Origin of the sequence: Flagellimonas amoyensis (assembly GCF_003058265.1) — a bacterium.
In the GTDB taxonomy this organism is placed as follows: domain Bacteria; phylum Bacteroidota; class Bacteroidia; order Flavobacteriales; family Flavobacteriaceae; genus Flagellimonas; species Flagellimonas amoyensis.
Genome location: NZ_QBUK01000004.1, coordinates 214,922 through 236,752, shown reverse-complemented (window position 1 = coordinate 236,752; position 21,831 = coordinate 214,922). Strand labels below are relative to the sequence as shown.

Sequence of the window (21,831 nt, the reverse complement as noted above, 5' to 3'; positions counted from 1 at the left end):
CTGCCTTTTGGGTAAACAAGAAAAGGGTTATATTGACAACTTTAAATGTCGGATATGACAAGTATTCAAGAAAAAACGGTTTTTAATAACCAAACTTTCCAAGCATTAGTAGTGGCAGCTTTGGGTATTTTGATGACGGTAAATCTATTTAATGCGATTTTTGCTTTAAGTTATATTTCCCTGCTCCCTTTTGCTGTTCAAGCAACAGTATTGGTGTTGGTCCTCACCAAAGATAAATATGCTAAATCGGCCATCAATATATGGTCAATGCTATTAATGGTTGGGTCAGGGTTTTCATTGTTGAGTAAAATTATTTATCTCACCATAGGAGATAATGTCGAACTGGGTTCTTTGTTCCTTCAAATTATATTTGTAAGCATAGGAATTGCGGTATATTATTACAACATGGAAACGACAGAGGTAGTATCTATTCCAACAAAAGGGACTAATCCTCCTCCTCAACGGTAAACCCCCTAATCGCCTGGTTGGGTTCCATGATGGTGTGGCCTTGCCAAAACTCGGGGTCGTAGCGCGGCATATAGGTGGCCCGCACGGTCTTGTCCTCCTTGAAGTTGGCAAACTGCGGCTCGTCCACGAGGTCCTGCCCAAACACCACCAGTTCCCACTTTTCGGTAGGGCTCATCCGAAAATCGATGTTCAGCTCCAGTTCGTTCTGCTTGCGGCGGCCCTTTACGTGTTTGTTCTTTTCCACCACCTTCAGCGGACGGTCCACAGCAAAGTAGTTCCCCAAGGTAAGGTCCATAAACTTGAGGTCGTACCGGCCATTGGGGAGTTGGGCAAAGCGGGCCGTACCCTTGTAGAGCACCTCGCGGTAGGTAATGCCCAGCAACCGGAAGTTGCGCAGGCGGTCGGTGTTCTCAAAATCCATCCGCATCACGGCAAAATCCTCGATGTTGATGTAGAGCCGCCCCTTGAAATCGGCACTGCTGCGCTTGGGGAAAAAGTCCACCACATACACCCCCATACCATCAATATCGGCATAGCCGGCCAGTTTGAAGTCGTAGCGGTTCGTTTTTTCAATAAGGTCCAGCTTGCTGTCCTCCCGGTAGTAGAGTTCCGCGAGTAGGTCCTTGATGGTATGCCGCTGCGAGTCCAACAGCCCCGAAGTGCTGTCCTTTTGGATGCGCTGCTTCACTTCCTGCGCCTGTTCTTCGTCCATTTCGTCCAAAATGGAATCCACCTGCACTTTTTGGCTAAAAATACCCGACTTGATCTTCAGGTAGGAATCCGGCTTGATGTTCTTTTTGAAAATGTCCTCCATGCGCTTGCCGAGGTCCTCAAAAGAACCCACATTGTTCTTGTCGTACAGGTCGGCGGCCTTGACGATGGCCAGTTTGTAGTCCGTTCCCTTTTTGTAGAGGTCGCCCAGGCTCTCCGTATAGTGATGGGCATTTTTGGGCACGGAGCGGGCAATGCTGTCCATGAGTTCCTTGTCCAGTTCCTTGATGGTGGACTTTTCAAACCCGAAATCCACCTTGGTGATGGTGGCGAACTCGGACCGCCGCAGGAAAAACCGTTGTTTCACGGGGTCGTTGTTGATGTTCTGGGGCAGGCGTTCCTTCATTTTCTCGATGATGTCGTCCACCTCCAGTTCCTTGTCAAACAGGTACACGCCGCTGAGCTCGATGGCCTTGGGGATGAGCATCACCACACTGTCCTGAAGTTGTTGTGGGGCAAAACCTTTTTTCTCGTACCCCATGGAGGAGATGTGGATGGAGTCGGGTAGAATGGTGCCGGCTTCCAGCACAAAACTGAAACGGCCCTCGTCGTTGGTGATCACACCTTGGTGTTCGCCATATTGCACGGTGGCGTAGGGGATGCCCTTTTTGGTCTTGGAATCCACCAAACGGGAACTGATGGTCTGGGCGCTGAGGGAAGGGGCCATCAACATGAAAAGGGAACAGAGGGTCAGGATCTTGTGGAATGCCATGGTTTTGTGTTTTACTATAAAGACGCCATTGGAGCGGCCAAGGTTGCTTCGGTCATATGACGAACTTAGCCGAATTTTGTAACAAAGCGTTTTAAAGGATTGTTATTTCTGATGTTGATTTTGACACAATTTTCCTTGATAGCCCATCTGTCATTTCGAGATGTCATCCTGAACTGTCACCCTGAGCGCAGTCGAAGGGGCAGTCAAAGGAGCAGTCTAGAAATGCTTTTGGGTACTTCTTTTACATGGACTTCGACTGCGCTCAGTCTGACAGTAAAAGTCATCTGTCATTTCGAACGCATGTGAGAAATCTATGGGTTGGTGGAGTGTTCCAAAAGTGTTTGGTTTGTACTTCCACCTTCGTACTTCGTCCGTTGTCTAGATTTCGACCACGCTCAGTCCGACAGCATACTTCAAAGATCATCGATAGAGGGTGGCAAATTGTCCGTCCGATGATCCAGCAGTTTTTTGAAAAACTTTTGGACGGCCTTTGTGTCCGACCGTACCTTGATGAAATGCTTGTCCACGTGTATGGAATGGATCGCCAAATCCCCCTTGAACAGGTTCAATTTGTAGTAGGGGATGATGAGGCCGTAGGTCTCCAACAGGGAACGGAACCGCACGATGATGCCCTTGGGCCTGATCTCGATGTTGCAGGTGTTGAGGTTGTTGTCCAAAAGGAGCAGGTTGTTGATCTCCATACTGGCCTGGGTAATATGGAGTTTTGGGGAACCGATGCCGCCCAGGGCAAAACGTTCCTTTAGCGTTAAGGGCTTGCCCACGGCCTCGTCTATTTTTTGGGTGATGTTCTTGTCGGAATAGGAAACGTTCAGGAGCATGGTCACAATTTTTGTCCGAACCGTAGTAGATTGCCATCGCCGTCCAGGGCCGAAAATTCACGAAGTCCCCATGGTTTGTCGCCCAAGGGGCCATTGGGGTGGACCACCCCGGTTTCTTTCAGTTCCGCATAGAGTTCGTCCACACCTTCCACATGGATATAGCAACTGGTGTTCTCGGGAAAAATCTTGTCATTGCATTTGGCAATATGGAGCTCAATCTTATCCCTACCGATCACGGCGTAGTGGTCATCGACCCAGCCTTGTTTGTCGAATCCAAATTTTTCACGATAAAAAGTGACCGCTTTCCGAACGTTGAGGGCAAAGAGTACCGGCACGGCACGTTGTAAATGTTCCATATGGGAGTTTTGCATAAAATTACGGTTTCTATCGGGGCAACACTGCTCCGAATTGCCATAAAAGGGCAAAAAATATGTAGTTTTGCGGGCTGAAAGCCTATGAGATGAGTTTACAGAACGATTTGACCCAAAAAGTGATCGAGGCGGTAAAACAACTGTACCAAGTTGAGCTGCCTTCGGTGGAATTTCAACCGACCCGAAAGGATTTTGAAGGGGACATCACGGTGGTGGTGTTTCCCATGTTGCGCTATGTGAAGGGCAATCCGGCCCAGATTGCAGCCCAGATCGGGGACTATCTTCAGGAACATGTGGCTGAGGTGACCAAGTGCAACGTGGTTCAGGGCTTTTTGAACATTGTGATCGCGGACAGCTATTACCTCAATTTTTTCAACACCATCAAAGATGAGGCGGATTTTGGATACGTGAAATCAACGTCCAATGATGCCATCATGGTGGAATATTCTTCGCCCAACACCAACAAGCCGCTGCATTTGGGGCATGTTCGAAACAACCTTTTGGGCTATTCCGTAGCCGAAATTTTAAAGGCATCGGGCAACAAAGTGTACAAGACGCAGATCATCAACGATAGGGGCATCCACATCTGCAAGAGCATGTTGGCTTGGCAGAAGTTTGGAGAAGGGGAGACCCCGGAATCCTCTGGCTTGAAGGGCGATCATTTGGTGGGAAAATATTATGTGGCGTTTGACAAGGCCTACAAGGAGCAGGTCGGTGAACTGATCGCTGCCGGAACAGAGAAGGAAAAAGCGGAACGGGAAGCCCCTATTTTGTTGGAGGCCCAAGAAATGCTCCGCAAATGGGAGGCCGGTGATGAAGCGGTGGTGGCCCTTTGGAAAAAGATGAATACTTGGGTATATGCAGGCTTTGACATCACCTATAAAAATCTTGGGGTGGACTTTGATCAATTGTACTACGAAAGTGATACCTATCTGTTGGGTCGTGATGTGGTCAAGGACGGTCTGGAAAAAGGGGTCTTCTTTAAAAAAGAAGACGGCAGTGTGTGGATCGATCTTACCGAGGACGGCCTGGATGAAAAAATCGTGCTGCGCTCCGATGGTACAGCGGTCTATATGACGCAAGATATCGGTACGGCCATCCAACGGGTGACGGATTTTCCCGACATCAACGGAATGGTCTATACGGTGGGGAACGAACAGGACTACCATTTCAAGGTGCTGTTCCTCATCCTGAAAAAATTGGGCTACACCTGGGCCGAACAGTTGTACCACCTCAGTTATGGCATGGTGGACCTGCCCAGCGGTAAGATGAAGAGTAGGGAAGGCACCGTTGTGGATGCGGATGACCTCATCCAGAGCATGGAGGATACTGCCGAGGCCATTTCCGAGGAACTGGGCAAATTGGACGGTTATTCCGATGCCGAAAAAAAGGAGCTCTACCGCACCATTGGTCTTGGCGCCCTCAAATACTACATTCTAAAAGTGGACCCCAAAAAGCGGATTTTGTTCAACCCAGAGGAATCGGTGGATTTTCAAGGCAATACCGGGCCGTTTATCCAATATACCTATGCAAGGATCCAATCCATCCTCCGAAAGGCGGACAATGTCAGGTCGAGCGCAGTCGAGACTTCACTGGTTCTCCACGAAAAGGAAAAGGAGCTGTTGAAGCAGGTGCAACTGTTCCCGGAAACGGTACAGTTGGCTGCGGAAAACTATAGTCCGGCGCTTATCGCCAATTATACCTATGATCTGGTGAAGGAATTCAACTCGTTCTACCAACAGGTGTCCATTTTGGGCGAACCCGACGGGCAGAAGAAACAGCTTAGGGTGTTGTTGTCCCAAAAAGTGGGGGAAGTGATCAAATCGGCGTTCCTGCTTTTGGGCATCGATGTGCCGGAGCGGATGTAGCATACATCCCTCCGTCCATTGACGAATAGTCAACGGACACCTCCCTTTTTTGAAAAAGGGAGAGGCTCATGGAGTTTGTTTAAAATGTTCCGAAATTTCCGAGAGTACCGATTCCAAGTTTTCAAATACCATTTTGTTCTCAAACCGAATTACGGTATATCCCAGTTCATTTAGAATTTCAGTGCGCTTTTTGTCATATTCTTGGGCTTTGGGCGACTGATGGACAGCCCCATCCAATTCAATGACAAGTTTTTCCGCTGCACAATAGAAGTCAACAATGTAGTTTTTGATGCTATGTTGCCTATTGAAACGTCTGCCACATAACTTTTTGGCCTTTAGGTGTCTCCAAAGGAATGCTTCAGCAGGAGTGGCGTTGTTCCTTAATTTTTTTCGGAATTGGATGAGTTCCTTCCGGTTGTGGATTCTTTTTTTCATCAATCTCAATTAAAAAGCTCCCCTCTTTCGTAAGAGGGGTGGTTCAGGGTACTGAACCGGGGAGATTGATACCTTGAATATAGGGAAAATTAAAAACTCACCCGAAAACTGAAATTAGGGGTAATGCCCAAGGAAAGATTTTCCACGGCCTCTATTTCATCACTCTGGTTCACGCGATAGTATTTGTTCAGACTGTTCTTCCGGTTGGTCATGTTCAATAAAGAGAGACCGGCATTGGCATTGATGCCCGAACCCAGTTTAAAGCTATAAATAGCCGAGGCATCTGCCCTGAAATATTCCGGCAATCGGCTGCTGTTCGGTGGCTTGTAATTGATGCGTGCCGGAGAGAAATTATTGTCGAGGGCATCGTCGCCGTCCAAGGGTTCCGTAAATGGTTTGCCTGTGCGATAGTTCACCCCTACGCTCAACTTCAGATTTTTATAGGTATAGGCCCCGGCAAATGTGAGCGTGTGGCGGATGTCCAGATTGTTGGGGAATTTTTGGGGCACTATGGAATCAAAAGTGTAGTCGTTCTTGTTGAAGGAATAACTCAACCAAGTACTGAACCGATCACTCTTCTTGTTGATGAGGAATTCGATGCCTTTGACCTGATAACTGCCTATCTCCCCGGAAAATTGATTTGGATTCTGGAATCCTTGTGTGTTGGTGCTGATGCCGTCCACATTTTTGTAGAAACCTTCCACACCCACATAAAAGTTGTTCTTTTCATAATTGATGCCGGCGGAGCCTTGCTTGCTCTTGGTCACGGGAAGTGTGGTGTCATTGGATAATACCCATCTGCGTTTTTCCACTCCTAAAAAATTTTGCTCCAGATCCACGACCTGATTGGTGGTCTGGCTCTTGAACTCCCCCAAAATCTCTGCTCTCAAGTAGTTGGCCAGTTTAACGTTCAGGTTGACCCTTGGCTCTATCAAGACCTTGGAAAAAGTATTCAGGTTTTCAATAAAATTGAACCGTGCGCCCACTTTGGCCATGAACCTATTGTCGGAAGATGCATAGTTCAACTGTGAAAAAGGGGCATGGATCCGGATAACCCCTTTGATGTTACTACTGAACTCCGGCTCGTTGAGCTCTGTGGCATTGGTGATCCCTGTTTCTATATATTGGTAGCCATTGTTCCAATCCAAATGCTCACTGACCACATAGTCCGTACTCAGCTTCAAGGCGTTTTCCGTGACCCGATTGTTCTGGAACAGCAATTGCACTTGGTTTCCAAAAACGTTTTGGGCATCCAGGTTATAGCGGGAGTAATAGATGTTCAGATGGGAAGAAAACCTGTCGGACCATTGGCTTTGAAACTGTCCGCCGACCGAAAGGTTGTCCTGTTTCAATAGGCTGACGGTCCTTTCATTGTCGGTCACGTTGCGCTCCACATATTTTAGGTTGTTCTTGATGTTGATCAAACTCAACCTGACCTTGTGCCTGTCGTTGATGTCATAAAGGAGCTTGCCTCCAAAATCGTAGAAGAAAAAGTCCTCTTCGCGGGTGATTTCATCGTCCACGGTATTGTTGTTTCCGTCCGTGATCTCGCTGTCCTGAAAGGCACGGTCAAAAAATTGTTTGTAGGCGGGGGTGCTCAAGAAATCGGTCATCGAGCGCCTTGCTGAAAATTGGAATCCCAGTTTTTCGCTGATGGGAACTTCGGTATACATGTCGCCATTGATGAGGTTGAAGCCGGCCCCGCCCGTCCATGTGTTGGCTATGTGGTCGCTGGTTTCCATTTGGATCACGCTGCTGACCCCGTCCCCAAAAGCCGCAGGGGTGCCATTTTTATAAATGGTCACTTTATCGGTCAGGTAGGGGTTAAAGGCAGAAATCAACCCAAAAAAATGTCCGGATTGGTACATTTTGATGCCATTCCAGAGAATGAGGTTCTGGTCGTTGGTGCCGCCCCTTACATTGATGTCGGAGACCGTCTCGTCTATACTTTTGATCCCGGGAAGGGCCTGAACGGTTTGTAGTACGTCGGGTTCGATAAGCCCGGGAAGGATGCCGAATTCTGAGGTGTTCAGGCTTATGCTTGCATCCTTTTCCTTGATGATGCCCGCGGTAAGAAACTTGTAGACAATCACTTCATCCAGTTCCTCATAGTGTTGGCCCAAAAGAATTTTGGGGCATTCGCCTTGGCGCAAGAGCTCTTCCACACTGATGTACTTGGTGAGGTATCCCAAATATCGGATCTTGAGTGATGCTTTTCTGGGCACCTGCCTCAGGTTGAACACACCATCGGTATCCGATATTTGGGCGATGTCCGTTCCCAGGATTTCCACGGTGGCCCCAGGGATGGTGTTTTCGGCAAAATTGTCCAGTACAGTGCCGCACACATCCACCAATGAACTTTTGGTGAGCGTGTAGTAGCGGTCGCTCAGTTTTTCTGCTTTTATCTGGAATTGGGATTGGATGAAATCCAAGATGTCATCAAGTTCACCAAGGTTTTCAGGCGGGTCGATGGATAGACCTTCCATATCCTCATTGATGTACGAAAACTTTATGTTGAAACGGCCTTCCAGACTTTTGATATAGGAAACAAGGTCAATAAGAGATTGTTGCTCTTCCTGCGCATGTGTGGAATGGAACAGGAAAAACAAAAGGGCAAGAAAGAGGCCCGAATGCTTATTGAAGAGTGTTCCCAGCATAAAAAAGTACGTTGTCGCCTTCTATTTTGTATTGGATTTGAGACGGGGTACTTATACTTTTTAACGCCATTTCTAGATTTGTGTTGTTGAAAGTGCCGGTAAACAAGAGTTCAGTGTTTACATTTTTGGTCTTTACCTTGATGTTGAACTGTCTTTCCAATTCGGCCAGGACATATTGCAATGGAATGCGTTCAAAGCTACTTTCGTTGCCCATCCACGCAGGTCGGGTTCCGTTGGGTTTTGTGGAATCTATGATTTTTCCATCGATGACCACAAAGGAAGTCCCTGCGGGCAATTTTGTCTCTGTGTTGTTGTGGGTGACGCTCACGAGACCTTCATAACAGGTCACTTCAAAAAAGCCCTTTCTGTTTTCCACATTGAACTGGGTGCCCAGAACGGCAACGGTTCCATGTTCGGTGGACACGGTGAATTTTTTTCCCTTGGCCACTTTGAAGAAAGCCTCACCCTTTAGGGAGACATCCCTTTTTTGGTCCCATTTCTTCTCGCTGAAGGATACTTGGGAACCGGCATTGAGGAAAATTTCCGAGTTATCGGGAAGGATCACTTCGGAACGTTCGGCAAAATCTGTGGTGACGGATTCATCCAAGGTGTTCAAATACAGATAAGAACCCACCATGAGCACGGCGATAACGGCGGCGACCCGTAGAAATTTCTTGAAAGGGTTCAGGGCAATGACCTTTGGTGCATTCCCGATGCGCTCATCCTTGATGCGTTGCAGTGCGCCGTCCACATCAAAATCGGGGGCTTCCATGGTGCCGGAAACCTCCATCAATTTGACATAGGAAGCATACTCGTCGGATTTTTTGAATTCCGCAAGTTCTTCCGCGGATAGTTCACCGCTCAGCCATTTTGCCAAATAATTTTCTTGCATGGGTCTATGCTTTACCTTATTACAACAACTAACTTATACAATACCCTACTTTTTAATTTCCAAACAGTAAATCCCAAATTCCAATCTTTTGTTTTTGGTCTCTTCTCTTTGGTTTTCAGGTCATGGGGTCAAATTCCATCAATCTGTTCCCGCAGGCTTTTCAGGGCCAAATGCATCCTCTTTTCAATGGCCTTTACGCTGACACCTTCCATCTCGGCAATTTCCGCATACTTTTTTCCATCTATCCGGTTGAGCAGAAAGGTGGTACGTTGGTTTTCCGGAAGGGCATCCAGTGCTTTTTCCAGTTTTTCCTTGTATTGTTTTTCCTCCATCAAAAATTCGGGTGACTCGTGGGATCGGTCATTTCCTTTATCCGCATACTTAATCCGGACCTTTTCGGCTTTGATCACATTCAGATAGAGATTGTTGGCCACGGTATAGACAAACGATTTTGCCTTTTCGGGACTCACCTTGGCACAGTTCTCCCATAACTTTACGAAAGCCTCTTGGACGGCATCGTTGGCCTTCTCCTCGTTCCCGAACTTATAATAGATATAGTTGAAGACCGTTTTGGAATGTGTCTTGAAAATGGAACTGAATATACGATCTTCGCAAACATTGTCCATAGGGAAAGAATTGTTTCTCGGTTCAAATATATTTGAAAATTATGGAGCCAAAGTAGGGTTTTTTTAGGAAGAGTTGTTCTAAAGTTGAATTATAACCCCAAAGTTCAAATAGTTATGAAAAGTTTTGTGAAAAAGATAGTGTATGTTGCCTTTATAGGGATTGTTTCCCTTTTCTCATCTTGTCAAGACGAGTTTGAGGATGTCAACGGAGGCAATGAGGAACAGACCATCCAAGCCAATTCCGCCACAGCAAGTTTGATTGAAAAGACCACTGCATTTGATGGCTCCTATGACGATGTTGTGGATGAGTCAAGCTGTTTTGCCATAAATTTTCCCTATACCGTAAGTATCAACGGTGCTGCGGCCATCACCATTACTTCCATGGAAGATCTTCAGAGCATCAAAGTGACCCTCGCAGGGCTGGACAATGGTGCTTTGGAAATCAGTTTTCCGGTCACCATCACCCTTTCCAACCATAGCGAAATTGTTGTGGAAAACCAGGAGCAACTCCTAGAGCTTGCCGGGGAATGTGTGGAAAGTAGTGTGGAGGACCATATTAAATGTATAGATTTTGTATACCCCATAGCGCTTTTTACCTTCAATGTCGACAATCAAATGACCGGAGAGGTTGTTGTGGAAAGTGATCTGCAAATGAGAAGGTTCTTCTCGGAATTGGAGGACGACCAATTGGTCAGCATCAGTTTTCCCATCACGCTAAAGAAAAGTGATGGCAGCGAAATCATTGTTGAGAACAATGAAGATTTGCACATGGCCCTCAGCATCGCCGGTAATGAATGTGACCGCAATGCCCTCAACAAGGAAATCCTCGATGCCTTTCTATTGGCCTGTCAATTGGAAGTGCGGGAAGTACTTCGGGAGAATCTGGACAGTACGGACCAGTATTTTGAGTCCATCATGACCTTTTCCCAAGATGGTACCGTGGTGATCGGAGGAGGCGTCAGTGCACCATTAACAGGCACCTGGACTTCCCAAAGCACGAACAACGGTGTGCAGTTGACATTGGAATTCAGTGCCTTGGTGGATTTTTCCATGACATGGGATGTATATGAATTGGAGCCTGGGGTCATCAAATTATACAAAGATGGAGGAAACAGGATCATCCTCAAAAAACGATGTGATGTAGATCCAGTAGAAGAAATCGACCCAAACACCCTCAGGGCCATTTTAAACGAATGTGAATGGGTCATCAAAAAGGTGAAGAACGATGGTGAGGAAGTCAGAAGGCTTTTGGGCTATGGATTCCAGTTTATGGCAGATGGTACCGTGACGTTGAGCAATGGCGTGGAAGTATCAGAAGGAACTTGGGAAATCGGCCTCAGCAGTCAGCTCCAATTGGCCCTCATGATCACTATGGGTACTGAGCCGGGGGTCAGTTTTGAATGGCCTCTGCGGGAACTGACGGATACCCGCTTGAAATTTGAAGTGCCTGGCACTGACCATGAAATGACACTGCTCCGTGTCTGCAACGACAATGCAGATGATGGCGATGTGGTCGAAATCAGGAACATTGCCATGGATGGACCATGGAACATTGCACTCTACAAAGAAGCCGAAGTGGACTTGACCACATCGTTTGCTGGAATGGATTTCGATTTCTCCTCGATGTACCAAGTGGAGGTCTCCTTGAACCAAGATCCCATCGAAACTGGACTATGGAGGGTGGTCAGGGATTCAGAGGAGGGCCTGAAGTGCTACCTCAATTTTGAAACCGATGGAGATTTGTTGGAACTGACTGATGATTGGAAAGTGGTTTCCATCACATCCACTCGAATAGAACTCAAAGATGATAGTGAAGAAGGTAATTTGAAGACCTTGGTGTTCGAAAAACCTTAAAAATTTTTCCCCAATTCTTTTTTTAGAGGACGGCCATCCCCAAAGCCGTCCTTTTCATTTTTATTATTCTTAAATTTGTCGCTCCTTTAAAACACAAGAACTTATGTTCGATAATTTAAGCGAAAAACTGGACAAGGCGCTCCACGTCCTCAAAGGGCATGGGCAGATAACCGAGATCAATGTTGCGGAAACCCTGAAGGAAGTGCGAAGGGCCCTTTTGGATGCCGACGTCAACTTCAAGATTGCAAAGGATTTTACCAATAAAGTAAAGGAAAAGGCACTGGGACAGAACGTGTTGACCACGTTACAGCCCGGTCAGCTCATGGTGAAGATCGTAAAGGACGAACTCACCGAACTGATGGGGGGCGATGCAGAGGATGTGAACCTCTCCGGAAACCCCTCCGTGATCCTGATGTCCGGTCTCCAAGGGTCGGGTAAGACCACCTTTTCCGGGAAACTCGCCAATTACCTTAAAAGCAAGAAAAACAAAAAGCCTCTTTTGGTTGCCTGTGACGTGTACCGTCCGGCGGCTATCGACCAATTGCACGTGGTCGGAGAACAAATTGGTGTAGAGGTCTATTCCGATAGGGAAAACAACGATCCCGTGGCCATTACCAAGGCAGGTGTGGCACAGGCCAAAAGCTTGGGCTGCAATGTGGTGATCATCGATACCGCAGGTCGTTTGGCCGTGGATGAGCAGATGATGACCGAGATTGCCAACATCCACAAGGCCATACAGCCCCAAGAGACCCTTTTTGTGGTGGATTCCATGACAGGTCAAGATGCCGTGATCACGGCCAAGGCCTTCAACGACGTCCTCAATTTTGACGGGGTCATCTTGACCAAGCTCGATGGTGATACCCGAGGTGGTGCGGCCATTTCCATCAAATCTGTGGTGGATAAGCCCATCAAGTTCATCGGAACAGGGGAGAAAATGGAGGCCATTGATGTCTTCCACCCTTCAAGGATGGCCGATCGGATATTGGGAATGGGTGACGTGGTCTCGTTGGTGGAGCGCGCCCAAGAACAGTTTGATGAAGAACAGGCGCGTAAGATCCAAAAGAAGATCGCCAAGAACAAGTTCGGCTTTGACGATTTCTTGAGCCAGATACAACAGATCAAGAAAATGGGAAGCATGAAGGACCTGATGGGGATGATTCCCGGTGCTGGGAAAGCACTGAAAGGTCTCGATATAGACGACGATGCCTTCAAGCACATTGAGGCCATCATCCATTCCATGACCCCAGATGAGCGTTCCACACCTTCCAAATTGGACGCAAGCCGCAAAAAACGCATCGCAGCCGGTAGTGGTACCTCCGTCCAGGAAGTGAACCAGCTCCTAAAACAGTTCGATCAAATGAGCAAAATGATGAAGATGATGCAAGGCGGTGGGGGCAAAAAGATGATGCAGATGATGCAGAACATGAGATAACTTTAGTCAGAAGTCAGAAGTTGCTCAAGTTGAAAATGATCAAAACCAAATAACCAGTATGGAAATCCTTGACGGAAAAAAAATATCCAACCAAATCAAAGATGAGATTGCCGTTGAGGTAGCTCAAATGAAGGAAAGAGGGGAGAAGGTTCCCCACTTGGCCGCAGTTCTTGTCGGCAACGACGGGGCCAGTCTCACCTATGTGGGCAGCAAGGTGCGGTCCTGCAAAAAGATAGGTTTCGAATCCACCCTGATCCATCTGCCAGAAGATACTACAGAAGAAGCCCTGCTGAAGCAAGTGGCTGACTTGAATGCCAATCCTGACATTGATGGGTACATTGTGCAATTGCCATTGCCCAAGCACATCGATGAACAAAAAGTACTGCTTGCCGTAGATCCCGATAAGGATGTGGATGGGTTCCATCCCACCAATTTTGGTAAGATGGCCCTTGATATGGAATCCTTTATCCCTGCCACGCCCTTCGGTATTATGGAACTATTGCGTAGGTACAATGTGGAAACTTCGGGAAAGCACACTGTGGTGATCGGTAGGAGCCATATTGTGGGGAGACCTATCAGTATTTTGATGAGCCAAAAAGGACAGGCGGCCGACTCCACGGTCACCCTTACCCACAGCAGAACCAAGGACCTCAAGGCACTGACTCTTCAGGCGGATATTGTGGTATCGGCATTGGGAGTCCCCAACTTCCTAAAGGAAGATATGGTGAAGGAGGGGGTCACCATCATCGATGTGGGCATTACCCGTGTGCCCGATGATACCCATGAAAAAGGATACTACATCACCGGGGATGTCGATTTTGAAAATGTCAGCAAAAAAGCATCCTATATTACCCCTGTTCCGGGCGGAGTGGGGCCCATGACCATTGCCATGCTCCTCCAAAACACGCTATTGGCCAGGGAAAGGCACAAGTCCAAACAGGCTTAATGTACCTGTTCCTTTTGTTCTGTTTTCGCTAAGGCAGCCTGTTGCTCCTCTTCTGGGGTAATGCGGTCAAATTCGGTCTCACCTTCATCGTTGGTGCAACTGGATAGTGCCATGGAAGAAAATAGCACGGTGATCAAAAGTAGAATTGTTTTCATAAAGGTAACATTTGGGATGGCATTGTGGCCTGTTCTGTACATGATAACGAATTCCGTTGCAGAATCTTGTTTTTGTTATCAAATAATCGATAACTTACCTCACTATAAATCATAACGTTATGGCTGGATCCGTCAGGAACAAAACAGCTTGGGCCGTATTTGCCATTTTGGCCATAGGGATAGGGCTCTATCCGTTGATGTACTTCTTTTCGGCAGAAGAATTTGGCCTTTTGCAGGGAAAATCCAAGGAAATATCGGCCAATATGCTCTGGAGAATCGGCTTTTACGGGCATATTGTATTTGGTGGAATGGCCCTTTTGACGGGTTGGTCCCAGTTCAGCAGAAAACTCAGGACCAAAAAACTGGAACTCCACAGAAATTTGGGAAAAATCTATGTTCTGTCCGCTGTGATAAGTGGGATTTGTGGGGTGTATATAGGTTTTTATGCCTCGGGCGGATTTGTCCCATCCTTAGGGTTTATCAGTTTGGGAATCGTTTGGTTGTTCACGACCATCAGGGCATATCTCGCCATACGAAAAAAGGATATTTCCCTTCATCAAGGGATGATGGTCTATAGCTATGCAGCATGTTTTGCAGCGGTTACCCTTCGGATCTGGTTGCCCTTGCTTACCATTGTTTTAGGGGAATTTTTGTTGGCCTATAAAATTGTGGCCTGGCTCTGTTGGGTGCCCAATATCGTATTTGCCCATCTTTGGGTGCGTAGAAAAGGACTCACTTTGGCCTGATTATTTGGCAAACAATTGTCCCATATCTTTAAATGCCTTGAATTCCAAGGCATTCCCAGCGGGGTCCAAAAAGAACATGGTGGCCTGCTCCCCAACTTCCCCTTTGAACCGAATGTAAGGCTCAATCACAAAGGCAATGCCCTTGTTTTCCAGTTTTTTGGAAAAGGATTGGAAAACGTCCCAAGGCAAGACCACACCATAGTGCGGAACAGGCACATTTTTCCCATCCACGGGATTGGTGTGGAGTTCCTCCTCGGATTTTGGTTTGTAGTGGATGACGAGTTGGTGCCCAAACAAGTTGAAATCTACCCAATGGTCACTGCTCCGGCCTTCCTCGCATTCAAGGATTTCCCTATAAAAAGTCCTGCACTCATCCAGATTGTGCACGGGAATGGCCACGTGAAAAGGAGTTACGTTCTGCATGGAAAATTTTTCTGAAAAGTAGGACAACTTTTTCAGGCTTCCAAAAAAGAGATGATCTGATCGTTCACATCGTCTTGGTGCATGGAGTGGCCCAGCCCTTCCGTGCTCACCAACGAACTGCCCTTCCAGTTGGAATTTACCTGAACGGAGGCATGGTAGGGGGTAATCGCATCCAATCGATCATGGAAAAGCAGGCCTTTTTTGTTGATGGACTTCGCAAAATTGGAAGTGGAAAATTCACGGATCCTAAAACCAAACCGATCCATCACATACGCATCCAAGTGGCCCATCACCCGGTCATTGAATTTCAAGATGTTCTGGAAATGCTCCATGATCTCGTAAAACTCCGAGGGGGAACCAATGGTGACCATTTTTTCTACATTGCTACAGGGATTTTTGTATTGGTTGTACATGATGGTCATGCCTCCTACAGAGTGACCGATGAGGTGTTTTGGAGCATACTTTTTGACCATGTGGTCCACCGCTTCCTCATACAGGGGTACATACAGATAATTTCCCGAAGAGTGACCATGCGAAGGGGCATCGAAGGCAATAATGTTAAAGTCGGCCTCTTGAAGTTTCTTGATGAGGTTGCGCCAACGGAAGGTATTGCTCTCCCAACCATGGACGAGGAGAACGGTTTCCTTCTTTCCCGGCCAATGATAGACCTGTAGTTCATGATCGGCCACATTTTCCACCGTCAACTTGGCCTTCTCCAGATATTCGGCCTGCTGGGGCAGCACACGACCTTTCCGTACGGTACAGAACAAATGGAACGCATGGTTGGCCACTTTTTTGGGAGCGACCAAGGAATAGGTGTTGTAGTATTGCCCGTAGGCCAGTGGCATTATCTTGTTGAGCAGTTTTTTCATTAAGGTTTCTTTTTGTAACTTACTCTGTATTTGATACTAAATGTACAGATTCATTTTTGAACAAAAAAGAAGTCACTGTTGCAAAACTAGGTATGGGAATGGAAACTATTGTTGAAAATCAGAAAGTTAGGACCGTTAAAAAATTGGAAAAAATGTTCGGTCACATCGATTACAGAAACCCGCCCGAACTTTGTCCGGTAAGGGATGTGATGTCCGTGGCATCGGACCAGTGGAGCATTTTGATACTTCTTTGGCTGGGCTATTTTTCTGTCCTCCGGTTCAATAAGCTCAAGAAATATGTATATGGCATCTCCAATAAGGTGCTGAGCCAACGTTTGAAAGTGCTGGAAGCCGATGGTTATATCGAGCGAAAGGCCTATCCGGAAGTGCCCATAAGGGTCGAGTACAACCTGACCGAATTTGGACGGTCGTATGTGGAAAAACTCTTGGACCTGGCCGAATGGATGCATGACAACAGTCCCAAAGTCTTGGCGAATCGCAAGAGATATGGGTTGGAATAAATAGTCTCTAAGGCCAGGTTTTTATTCCCACCCCAACATCAAATATTTGATCTTGGCATCATCAGGGATCTGCACCGCTTCAATGGTGGAGGTAGTGTACCTGAGTCCAGAGGGCAGTTCCTGTTTGTCGATGGTAAAATACAGGTTGCTTCCCTTTGGGAAAATCACGATGCTGTTCAAAGTGGTCACTATTTTCTTGAACTTGTATGCTTTTTCAATATCCTTGAAAGTGCTCTGGAGGCCAATGCCGTTTTCGGAAACATAACGAGGGTCCATGACCCGAACATTTTCAATGGTCGGGATGCTATCCGAACTAGGGGTCAGGGTGAGAAGGTGCTTGCCCCCTTTTTCAAACACCTCTATCTTCTTGTTGGAGTCGCCCAGTTTTATGGCCGTAGTGTCCTGAACAATGGAATCTTGGGCAAAGACCGATTCCAGTTCACTTACTTTGGTGGTTTGTGACAACGGCCCCACACTGTTTTCGGTAATGAGGAATGTGGTATCTTTTTGACAGGATTGAATCGATGCCATACCTAGCATCAACACCAGTACTTTTGTTGTTCTTTTCATAAAAATTATCGCATCACTTTTTTTAACACGCCCAAAACCCCCCTGATAAAAGTGGCGCTGGTCAAAACTTTGACCACAGGGTTCATTCGGGTGCTTCGTCTAGTAGATGAAGACCTGCTGGTGGGACGTTGTTCTTTTTCTTTTTCGGCTTCTTTTTCGGCCTTTTCAATTTTTTCATTGAGGATCTCGTAGGCGCTTTCGCGGTCTATTTCCTCATTGTATTTTTTGATCAATCTGGATTGGTCCAACACATTTTTGAGCTCATCATCGGTCAAGATGTCCATTCGGCTCATGGGAGCCCGCATTAGCGTAGCGGCCAGCGGGGTGGGCCTGCCCTTTTCGTCCAATACGGAGACCAAGGCTTCCCCCGTCCCAAGGGAGGTGAGTACCTCTGCGGTATCATAGAACTCGGTAATGGGATAGTTCTGTGCCGTCAGTTTGATGGCTTTTCGGTCCTTGGCGGTGAATGCACGAAGCGCGTGCTGTACCTTCAATCCCAATTGGGCCAATACGTCATCTGGAACGTCGGTTGGGTTCTGGGTCACAAAATAGAGCCCTATTCCTTTGGAACGGATCAGTTTTACAATGCTTTCAATTTGGTCCAAAAGCGCTTTGGACGCATTGTCGAATATGAGGTGGGCCTCATCGATGAAAAGCACCAGTTCCGGTCTGTCACTGTCCCCTTGTTCGGGAAAGGTGGCATAAATTTCGGCCAATAGGCTCAACATGAACGTAGAGAACAGTTTGGGACGGTCCTGAATGTCCGTCAATCGGATGATGTTGATGTATCCTCTTCCTTTTTCGTCGATTCGGACCAAGTCGTCTACCTCAAAGGATTTTTCTCCAAAGAACAGGTCGGCTCCTTGCTGTTCCAGTTCAATGATTTTTCTCAGGATGGTACCTGTGGAACTGGTGGAGATGCGCCCATAGGCCGATTGGAATTCGTCCTTGCCCTCTTCGGTCGCATATTGCAGCACCTTTTTAAAATCTTTCAGGTCCAGTAACGGTAATTTGTGGTCATCACAATATTTGAACACCACGGCCACTATGCCTTCTTGGGTCTCTGAAAGATCTAGGATCCTGGACAAGAGTACAGGTCCAAATTCTGAAACTGTGGCCCTCAAGCGAACGCCTCCTTGTTCGGAAAGGGACAAAATCTCCACAGGAAAACTTTTGGACTCAAAAGGAATCCCGATTTTCTGGTGTCGCTCATCAATTTTAGGATGTCCCGGACCGGGTTGGGCAATGCCGCTGAGATCTCCTTTGAGGTCCATGAGCAGCACGGGAATACCCTTGTCCGATAGATTTTCGGCCAACACCTGCAGGGTCTTGGTCTTTCCCGTACCCGTGGCCCCGGCAATCAGGCCATGTCGGTTAAGGGTTTTTAAGGGAACCTTGATCAAGGCATTGGTGATGGCCTCGCCATCCAGCATGCCAGCACCTAGGGTAATGTAATCCCCTTTCATGGCATAGCCCTGTTCTATCTCTGCAAAGAATTTTTCTTTGTTGCCCATGCTGCTCAATTTCCGATAAAAATAGGGTAATTTTAAGCAAAACTAAAAGTGAGATCATGAAACCTTTTCAACATATACTGCTGGTAGTTTTAGGAAGTGGATTATTGGGTACAACCTATGCCCAGGAAAACACCGAGATCATTTTTCATCCATCGCACGAACCCAAAAAGCAGACTGCTCCTTTCAGTGATGTGGTACAGGCCGGAAACCTGTTCTTTTTGGCAGGACAGATTGGGATGGACCATTCCAGTCGTACCGTGGTCGAAGGAGGGATACAGGCCGAAACGGAACAGACCATTAAAAACATTGAGGCTGTATTGGCCCAACACGGATTGGGACTGAAAAATGTGGTCAAATGTACCGTAATCTTGGCCAGTATGGATGATTTTGCAGCTTTCAATGAAGTCTATGCCAAGTATTTCACGAACAAACCCGCAAGGACCACCTTTGCGGCAAGTGGTATTGCGGCCAATGGAAAAATTGAGATCGATGTTATTGCAGTAAAGTGATTGTTAGAGGTGTATGGTCGAAGATATGGAGCAATTGACTGGTAAAATTGGAACCTTTGTCTTACTTTGTCAACTTCAAGGCAGAAGCTGAGGTCCATGCAAGGAATACATTTTTTTAAGATGCACATGCGAAAAGCAAGGTTGTTCGCCATCATTGCTTTCTTGTTCCCATTGCTCTCCATGGTGCAGGCTCAAAATAATGTGGCCCCGGAAGTAACTGCGACCGGTGATCAGGTCTATTGCCCGCAAACCTCCATTCCAATTGTCTCTTCTTTCAATATTATTGATCCGGATGATACTGAAATCGATGCGTTTTATGTCCAAATTTCCACGGGCTATGAGAGAGCGTACGATCAACTGCAACTCACGAACAACCATCCGTCGGTCACTACGGCATGGGATGCCCAAGAAGGAAAACTGACCGTAAGGGGACCCTCTGGCGCGGCAGTTTCCTATTCTGATTTGATAGCGGCTGTGCAGGACATCGTTTTTGTGAGCACTGCGGAGGCACCGGTTGATGAAAAATATTTTTCGCTCACCATTGGGAGTGCCAACTATTTGCCGGAAACGGAACATTACTATGAGTATGTGCCCGCACTGGGCATACGATGGGACGATGCCAGGACTGCTGCAGGGAACAGGACTTTTTTTGGTTTACAGGGATATTTGGCCACCATAACCTCGGATGCAGAGGCCCAACTTACGGGGGAGCAAGCTGCGGGAACAGGATGGATCGGAGGTTCAGATGAGCAGACAGAAGGAGTCTGGAGGTGGATGACAGGTCCTGAGCAAGGACAGATTTTCTGGAACGGGGACTATAATGGGAGCAGTCCCAACTTTGCTTTTTGGAACACCATGGAGCCCAATAATTTGGGAGATGAGGATTATGCCCATATCACAGCTCCTGGGGTTGGCATAACAGGTTCTTGGAACGATTTGGCCATTACCGGGGACACTATGGGGGACTTTCAGCCCAAGGGGTATATTGTGGAATATGGGGGACTTCCGGGAGACCCAACCCTGACACTTTCGGCCAGCACCAAAATAAGCACGCCCAAAATACTGGAAGTCACCCCCGACACTATTTGTGGACCGGGAGAACTGACTTTACAGGCCGAAGCGAGCATGGGCGACATTTTGTGGTTCGATACGGAAGATGGTGGTGTTCCCCTGGGAACTGGCACGACATTCCAGACCCCGTGGTTGACCCAAAACACCACTTTTTATGCCTTGGCTTCCTATGATGGATGCCTGACAGGGGAAAGAGTGGCCGTGGAGGCGATTGTGAAACAGAGACCGTCCATCAATGATGGCTTTACCATCACCAATTGTGATTCTGATGGAGTGCTCGATGGCTTCATGGATTTCGACCTTACCCAATATGTGTATCTCATCGGACCGGACCATGTCAATTTGGACATCACATTCCATTTGTCCGAAAGTGATGCCGAAAACAATGTGAACCCACAGACCGCAACGCTTTTCAACAATAGCACAGCCAATGCACTTTATTTTAGGGGCGAAGGTTCGGGCGACTATTGCTATTCGGTAGGCAGTTTGTTTTTGGATGTGACAACGACCTCACTGCCCCAGGACTATCAGTTTGAACTGGAATCCTGCGACCAGGGTATGGTAGATGGCATAACTTCATTCGATTTGGAGGAAGCGGCCGGAGCCATTCTTTCGCAGTTTCCCAATGGTCAAGATCTATCCATTTCCTTTTACCAAAATGAGGACGATGCCTATTTGAATCGAAACAAAATCGTCGCAACGAGTGCCCATTCCAACACAACACCATATTCCGAACTTGTGTATGTCCGTGTGGAGGATGAGCAGTCGGGGACCTGTTATGGGGTTGGGCAGCATTTGTTGTTGACAGTCCATCCAATCCCATTCTTTCAGATGGAAGAAAACTATGTTTTCTGTACAGGTGATAGTGTAACGGTGCAACCCTTTGGCGCGGATGGGGAGTATCAATACGAATGGTATGATGCCAATGGTCAACCTATAGGAAATGACAATGCCGATACCATTTCACAACAAGGTTCCTATAGTATTACGGCCATCTCAGAGCATGGATGTGCATCGGAACCTATACATTTTGAAGTCCAGGAATCTGGACCTCCCAACATATTGCCCCAACATGTGCGCGTCGAGGATGATGGGGAAGCGGGCACCATAACCGTTTTGCACCAAGATGAGCAACTGGGTCTGGGAACCTATGTATTTTCATTGGAAGGCCCGTTTGGTGACATGCAGCAGGAAGGTGTTTTTACCGATTTGGAACCTGGGCTTTATACCCTCTATGTCATGGATGTGAATGGCTGTGGTTCCGATATGATCCGAGTTGGGGTCACGGGCGTGCCAAAATTCTTTACCCCAAACAATGACAATGTCAATGATCGGTTGAACGTTTTGGGGGTCACGGAGGAATTTTATCAGAGTGGGGCATTTTACATTTATGACCGTTATGGAAAGTTGCTTGCCCAAAGAGATCCAATGGTCGAAGGTTGGAACGGGTTATATGACGGTAAACCTTTGCCGCCATCCGATTATTGGTACGTTATGGAACTGCTGGATGTTCATGGAGCGGTACATCGAAAACAAGGACATTTTACCTTGAAGCAATAATGGCCAAGTTGCACCATAT

The 21,831-nt window shown here is 47.1% G+C and carries 21 protein-coding genes; 9 read left to right on the top strand and 12 right to left on the bottom strand.

Annotation, left to right across the window (positions count from 1 at the left end; all coding sequences use genetic code 11):
• The first annotated feature begins 54 nt into the window (after positions 1-54).
• On the top strand, positions 55-468 hold the full coding sequence (locus DB398_RS07375) for a hypothetical protein (protein ID WP_108423748.1): 414 nt from the start codon (positions 55-57) through the stop codon (positions 466-468).
• Here DB398_RS07375 and DB398_RS07370 read toward each other — a convergent pair.
• From DB398_RS07370 to DB398_RS07360, 3 genes are all read right to left on the bottom strand, one after another.
• Complete coding sequence (locus tag DB398_RS07370) at positions 446-1,951, bottom strand: peptidase associated/transthyretin-like domain-containing protein (protein ID WP_108423747.1); 1,506 nt, start codon at positions 1,949-1,951, stop codon at positions 446-448. The two genes, DB398_RS07375 and DB398_RS07370, sit on opposite strands and share 23 nt — an antisense overlap.
• Before the next feature lie 413 nt (positions 1,952-2,364).
• Entirely contained in the window at positions 2,365-2,790 is a 426-nt protein-coding gene (locus DB398_RS07365) for a hypothetical protein (protein WP_108423746.1), read from the bottom strand.
• Positions 2,791-2,792: 2 nt separating this feature from the next.
• Complete coding sequence (locus tag DB398_RS07360) at positions 2,793-3,146, bottom strand: bleomycin resistance protein (protein ID WP_159076346.1); 354 nt, start codon at positions 3,144-3,146, stop codon at positions 2,793-2,795.
• A gap of 104 nt (positions 3,147-3,250) precedes the next feature.
• Here DB398_RS07360 and argS point away from each other — a divergent pair, with 104 nt between their 5' ends.
• Positions 3,251-5,029, top strand: coding sequence for an arginine--tRNA ligase (gene argS / locus DB398_RS07355; protein WP_108423744.1), 1,779 nt, complete (start codon positions 3,251-3,253; stop codon positions 5,027-5,029).
• Between the two features lie 66 nt (positions 5,030-5,095).
• Here the strand turns inward: argS and DB398_RS07350 are convergent, their stop codons facing one another.
• The 4 genes from DB398_RS07350 to DB398_RS07335 form a co-directional block, all read right to left on the bottom strand.
• A complete protein-coding gene (locus tag DB398_RS07350) occupies positions 5,096-5,464 on the bottom strand; it encodes an endonuclease domain-containing protein (protein ID WP_108423743.1) in 369 nt (122 codons plus the stop codon).
• 89 nt (positions 5,465-5,553) lie between these two features.
• The gene (locus tag DB398_RS07345) at positions 5,554-8,121 is read right to left on the bottom strand and encodes a TonB-dependent receptor (protein ID WP_108423742.1); all 2,568 of its coding nucleotides are present in this window, start codon (positions 8,119-8,121) and stop codon (positions 5,554-5,556) included.
• Positions 8,099-9,013 carry a FecR family protein gene (locus DB398_RS07340; RefSeq protein ID WP_108423741.1) on the bottom strand — a complete coding sequence of 305 codons (915 nt, stop codon included), beginning with the start codon at positions 9,011-9,013 and terminating at the stop codon, positions 8,099-8,101. Before DB398_RS07340 ends, DB398_RS07345 begins: the two co-directional genes overlap by 23 nt.
• Before the next feature lie 128 nt (positions 9,014-9,141).
• Positions 9,142-9,639 carry an RNA polymerase sigma factor gene (locus DB398_RS07335; protein ID WP_108423740.1) on the bottom strand — a complete coding sequence of 166 codons (498 nt, stop codon included), beginning with the start codon at positions 9,637-9,639 and terminating at the stop codon, positions 9,142-9,144.
• 114 nt (positions 9,640-9,753) lie between these two features.
• Between DB398_RS07335 and DB398_RS07330 the strand changes: the two genes are divergently transcribed.
• From DB398_RS07330 to DB398_RS07320, 3 genes are all read left to right on the top strand, one after another.
• A complete protein-coding gene (locus tag DB398_RS07330; protein ID WP_108423739.1) occupies positions 9,754-11,493 on the top strand; it encodes a hypothetical protein in 1,740 nt (579 codons plus the stop codon).
• A gap of 103 nt (positions 11,494-11,596) precedes the next feature.
• On the top strand, positions 11,597-12,925 hold the full coding sequence (ffh, locus tag DB398_RS07325; RefSeq protein WP_108423738.1) for a signal recognition particle protein: 1,329 nt from the start codon (positions 11,597-11,599) through the stop codon (positions 12,923-12,925).
• A 58-nt stretch (positions 12,926-12,983) separates the two neighbouring features.
• Entirely contained in the window at positions 12,984-13,871 is an 888-nt protein-coding gene (locus tag DB398_RS07320; RefSeq protein ID WP_108423737.1) for a bifunctional 5,10-methylenetetrahydrofolate dehydrogenase/5,10-methenyltetrahydrofolate cyclohydrolase, read from the top strand.
• Here the strand turns inward: DB398_RS07320 and DB398_RS07315 are convergent.
• On the bottom strand, positions 13,868-14,026 hold the full coding sequence (locus DB398_RS07315; RefSeq protein WP_159076345.1) for a hypothetical protein: 159 nt from the start codon (positions 14,024-14,026) through the stop codon (positions 13,868-13,870). The genes DB398_RS07320 and DB398_RS07315 overlap by 4 nt on opposite strands.
• A 119-nt stretch (positions 14,027-14,145) precedes the next feature.
• Here DB398_RS07315 and DB398_RS07310 point away from each other — a divergent pair, with 119 nt between their 5' ends.
• Complete coding sequence (locus DB398_RS07310) at positions 14,146-14,772, top strand: DUF2306 domain-containing protein (protein WP_108423735.1); 627 nt, start codon at positions 14,146-14,148, stop codon at positions 14,770-14,772.
• Here DB398_RS07310 and DB398_RS18300 read toward each other — a convergent pair whose 3' ends face one another.
• Both DB398_RS18300 and DB398_RS07300 read right to left on the bottom strand, forming a co-directional pair.
• Complete coding sequence (locus DB398_RS18300) at positions 14,773-15,195, bottom strand: VOC family protein (RefSeq protein WP_159076344.1); 423 nt, start codon at positions 15,193-15,195, stop codon at positions 14,773-14,775. It abuts the gene before it with no gap.
• 32 nt (positions 15,196-15,227) lie between these two features.
• The gene (locus DB398_RS07300) at positions 15,228-16,067 is read right to left on the bottom strand and encodes an alpha/beta fold hydrolase (RefSeq protein WP_108423733.1); all 840 of its coding nucleotides are present in this window, start codon (positions 16,065-16,067) and stop codon (positions 15,228-15,230) included.
• A gap of 98 nt (positions 16,068-16,165) precedes the next feature.
• Between DB398_RS07300 and DB398_RS07295 the strand changes: the two genes are divergently transcribed.
• The gene (locus DB398_RS07295) at positions 16,166-16,588 is read left to right on the top strand and encodes a winged helix-turn-helix transcriptional regulator (protein WP_108423855.1); all 423 of its coding nucleotides are present in this window, start codon (positions 16,166-16,168) and stop codon (positions 16,586-16,588) included.
• Positions 16,589-16,609: 21 nt separating this feature from the next.
• Here the strand turns inward: DB398_RS07295 and DB398_RS07290 are convergent, their stop codons facing one another.
• Together DB398_RS07290 and DB398_RS07285 are read right to left on the bottom strand one after the other, a co-directional pair.
• Entirely contained in the window at positions 16,610-17,158 is a 549-nt protein-coding gene (locus DB398_RS07290) for a hypothetical protein (protein ID WP_108423732.1), read from the bottom strand.
• Positions 17,159-17,163: 5 nt separating this feature from the next.
• The gene (locus DB398_RS07285; RefSeq protein ID WP_108423731.1) at positions 17,164-18,672 is read right to left on the bottom strand and encodes a helicase HerA-like domain-containing protein; all 1,509 of its coding nucleotides are present in this window, start codon (positions 18,670-18,672) and stop codon (positions 17,164-17,166) included.
• 56 nt (positions 18,673-18,728) lie between these two features.
• On the opposite strand from DB398_RS07285, the gene DB398_RS07280 reads away from it, so the two are divergent.
• Positions 18,729-19,181, top strand: coding sequence for a RidA family protein (locus DB398_RS07280; RefSeq protein WP_108423730.1), 453 nt, complete (start codon positions 18,729-18,731; stop codon positions 19,179-19,181).
• Positions 19,182-19,277: 96 nt separating this feature from the next.
• Entirely contained in the window at positions 19,278-21,812 is a 2,535-nt protein-coding gene (locus DB398_RS07275; RefSeq protein WP_108423729.1) for a T9SS type B sorting domain-containing protein, read from the top strand.
• Positions 21,813-21,831 lie beyond the last annotated feature (19 nt).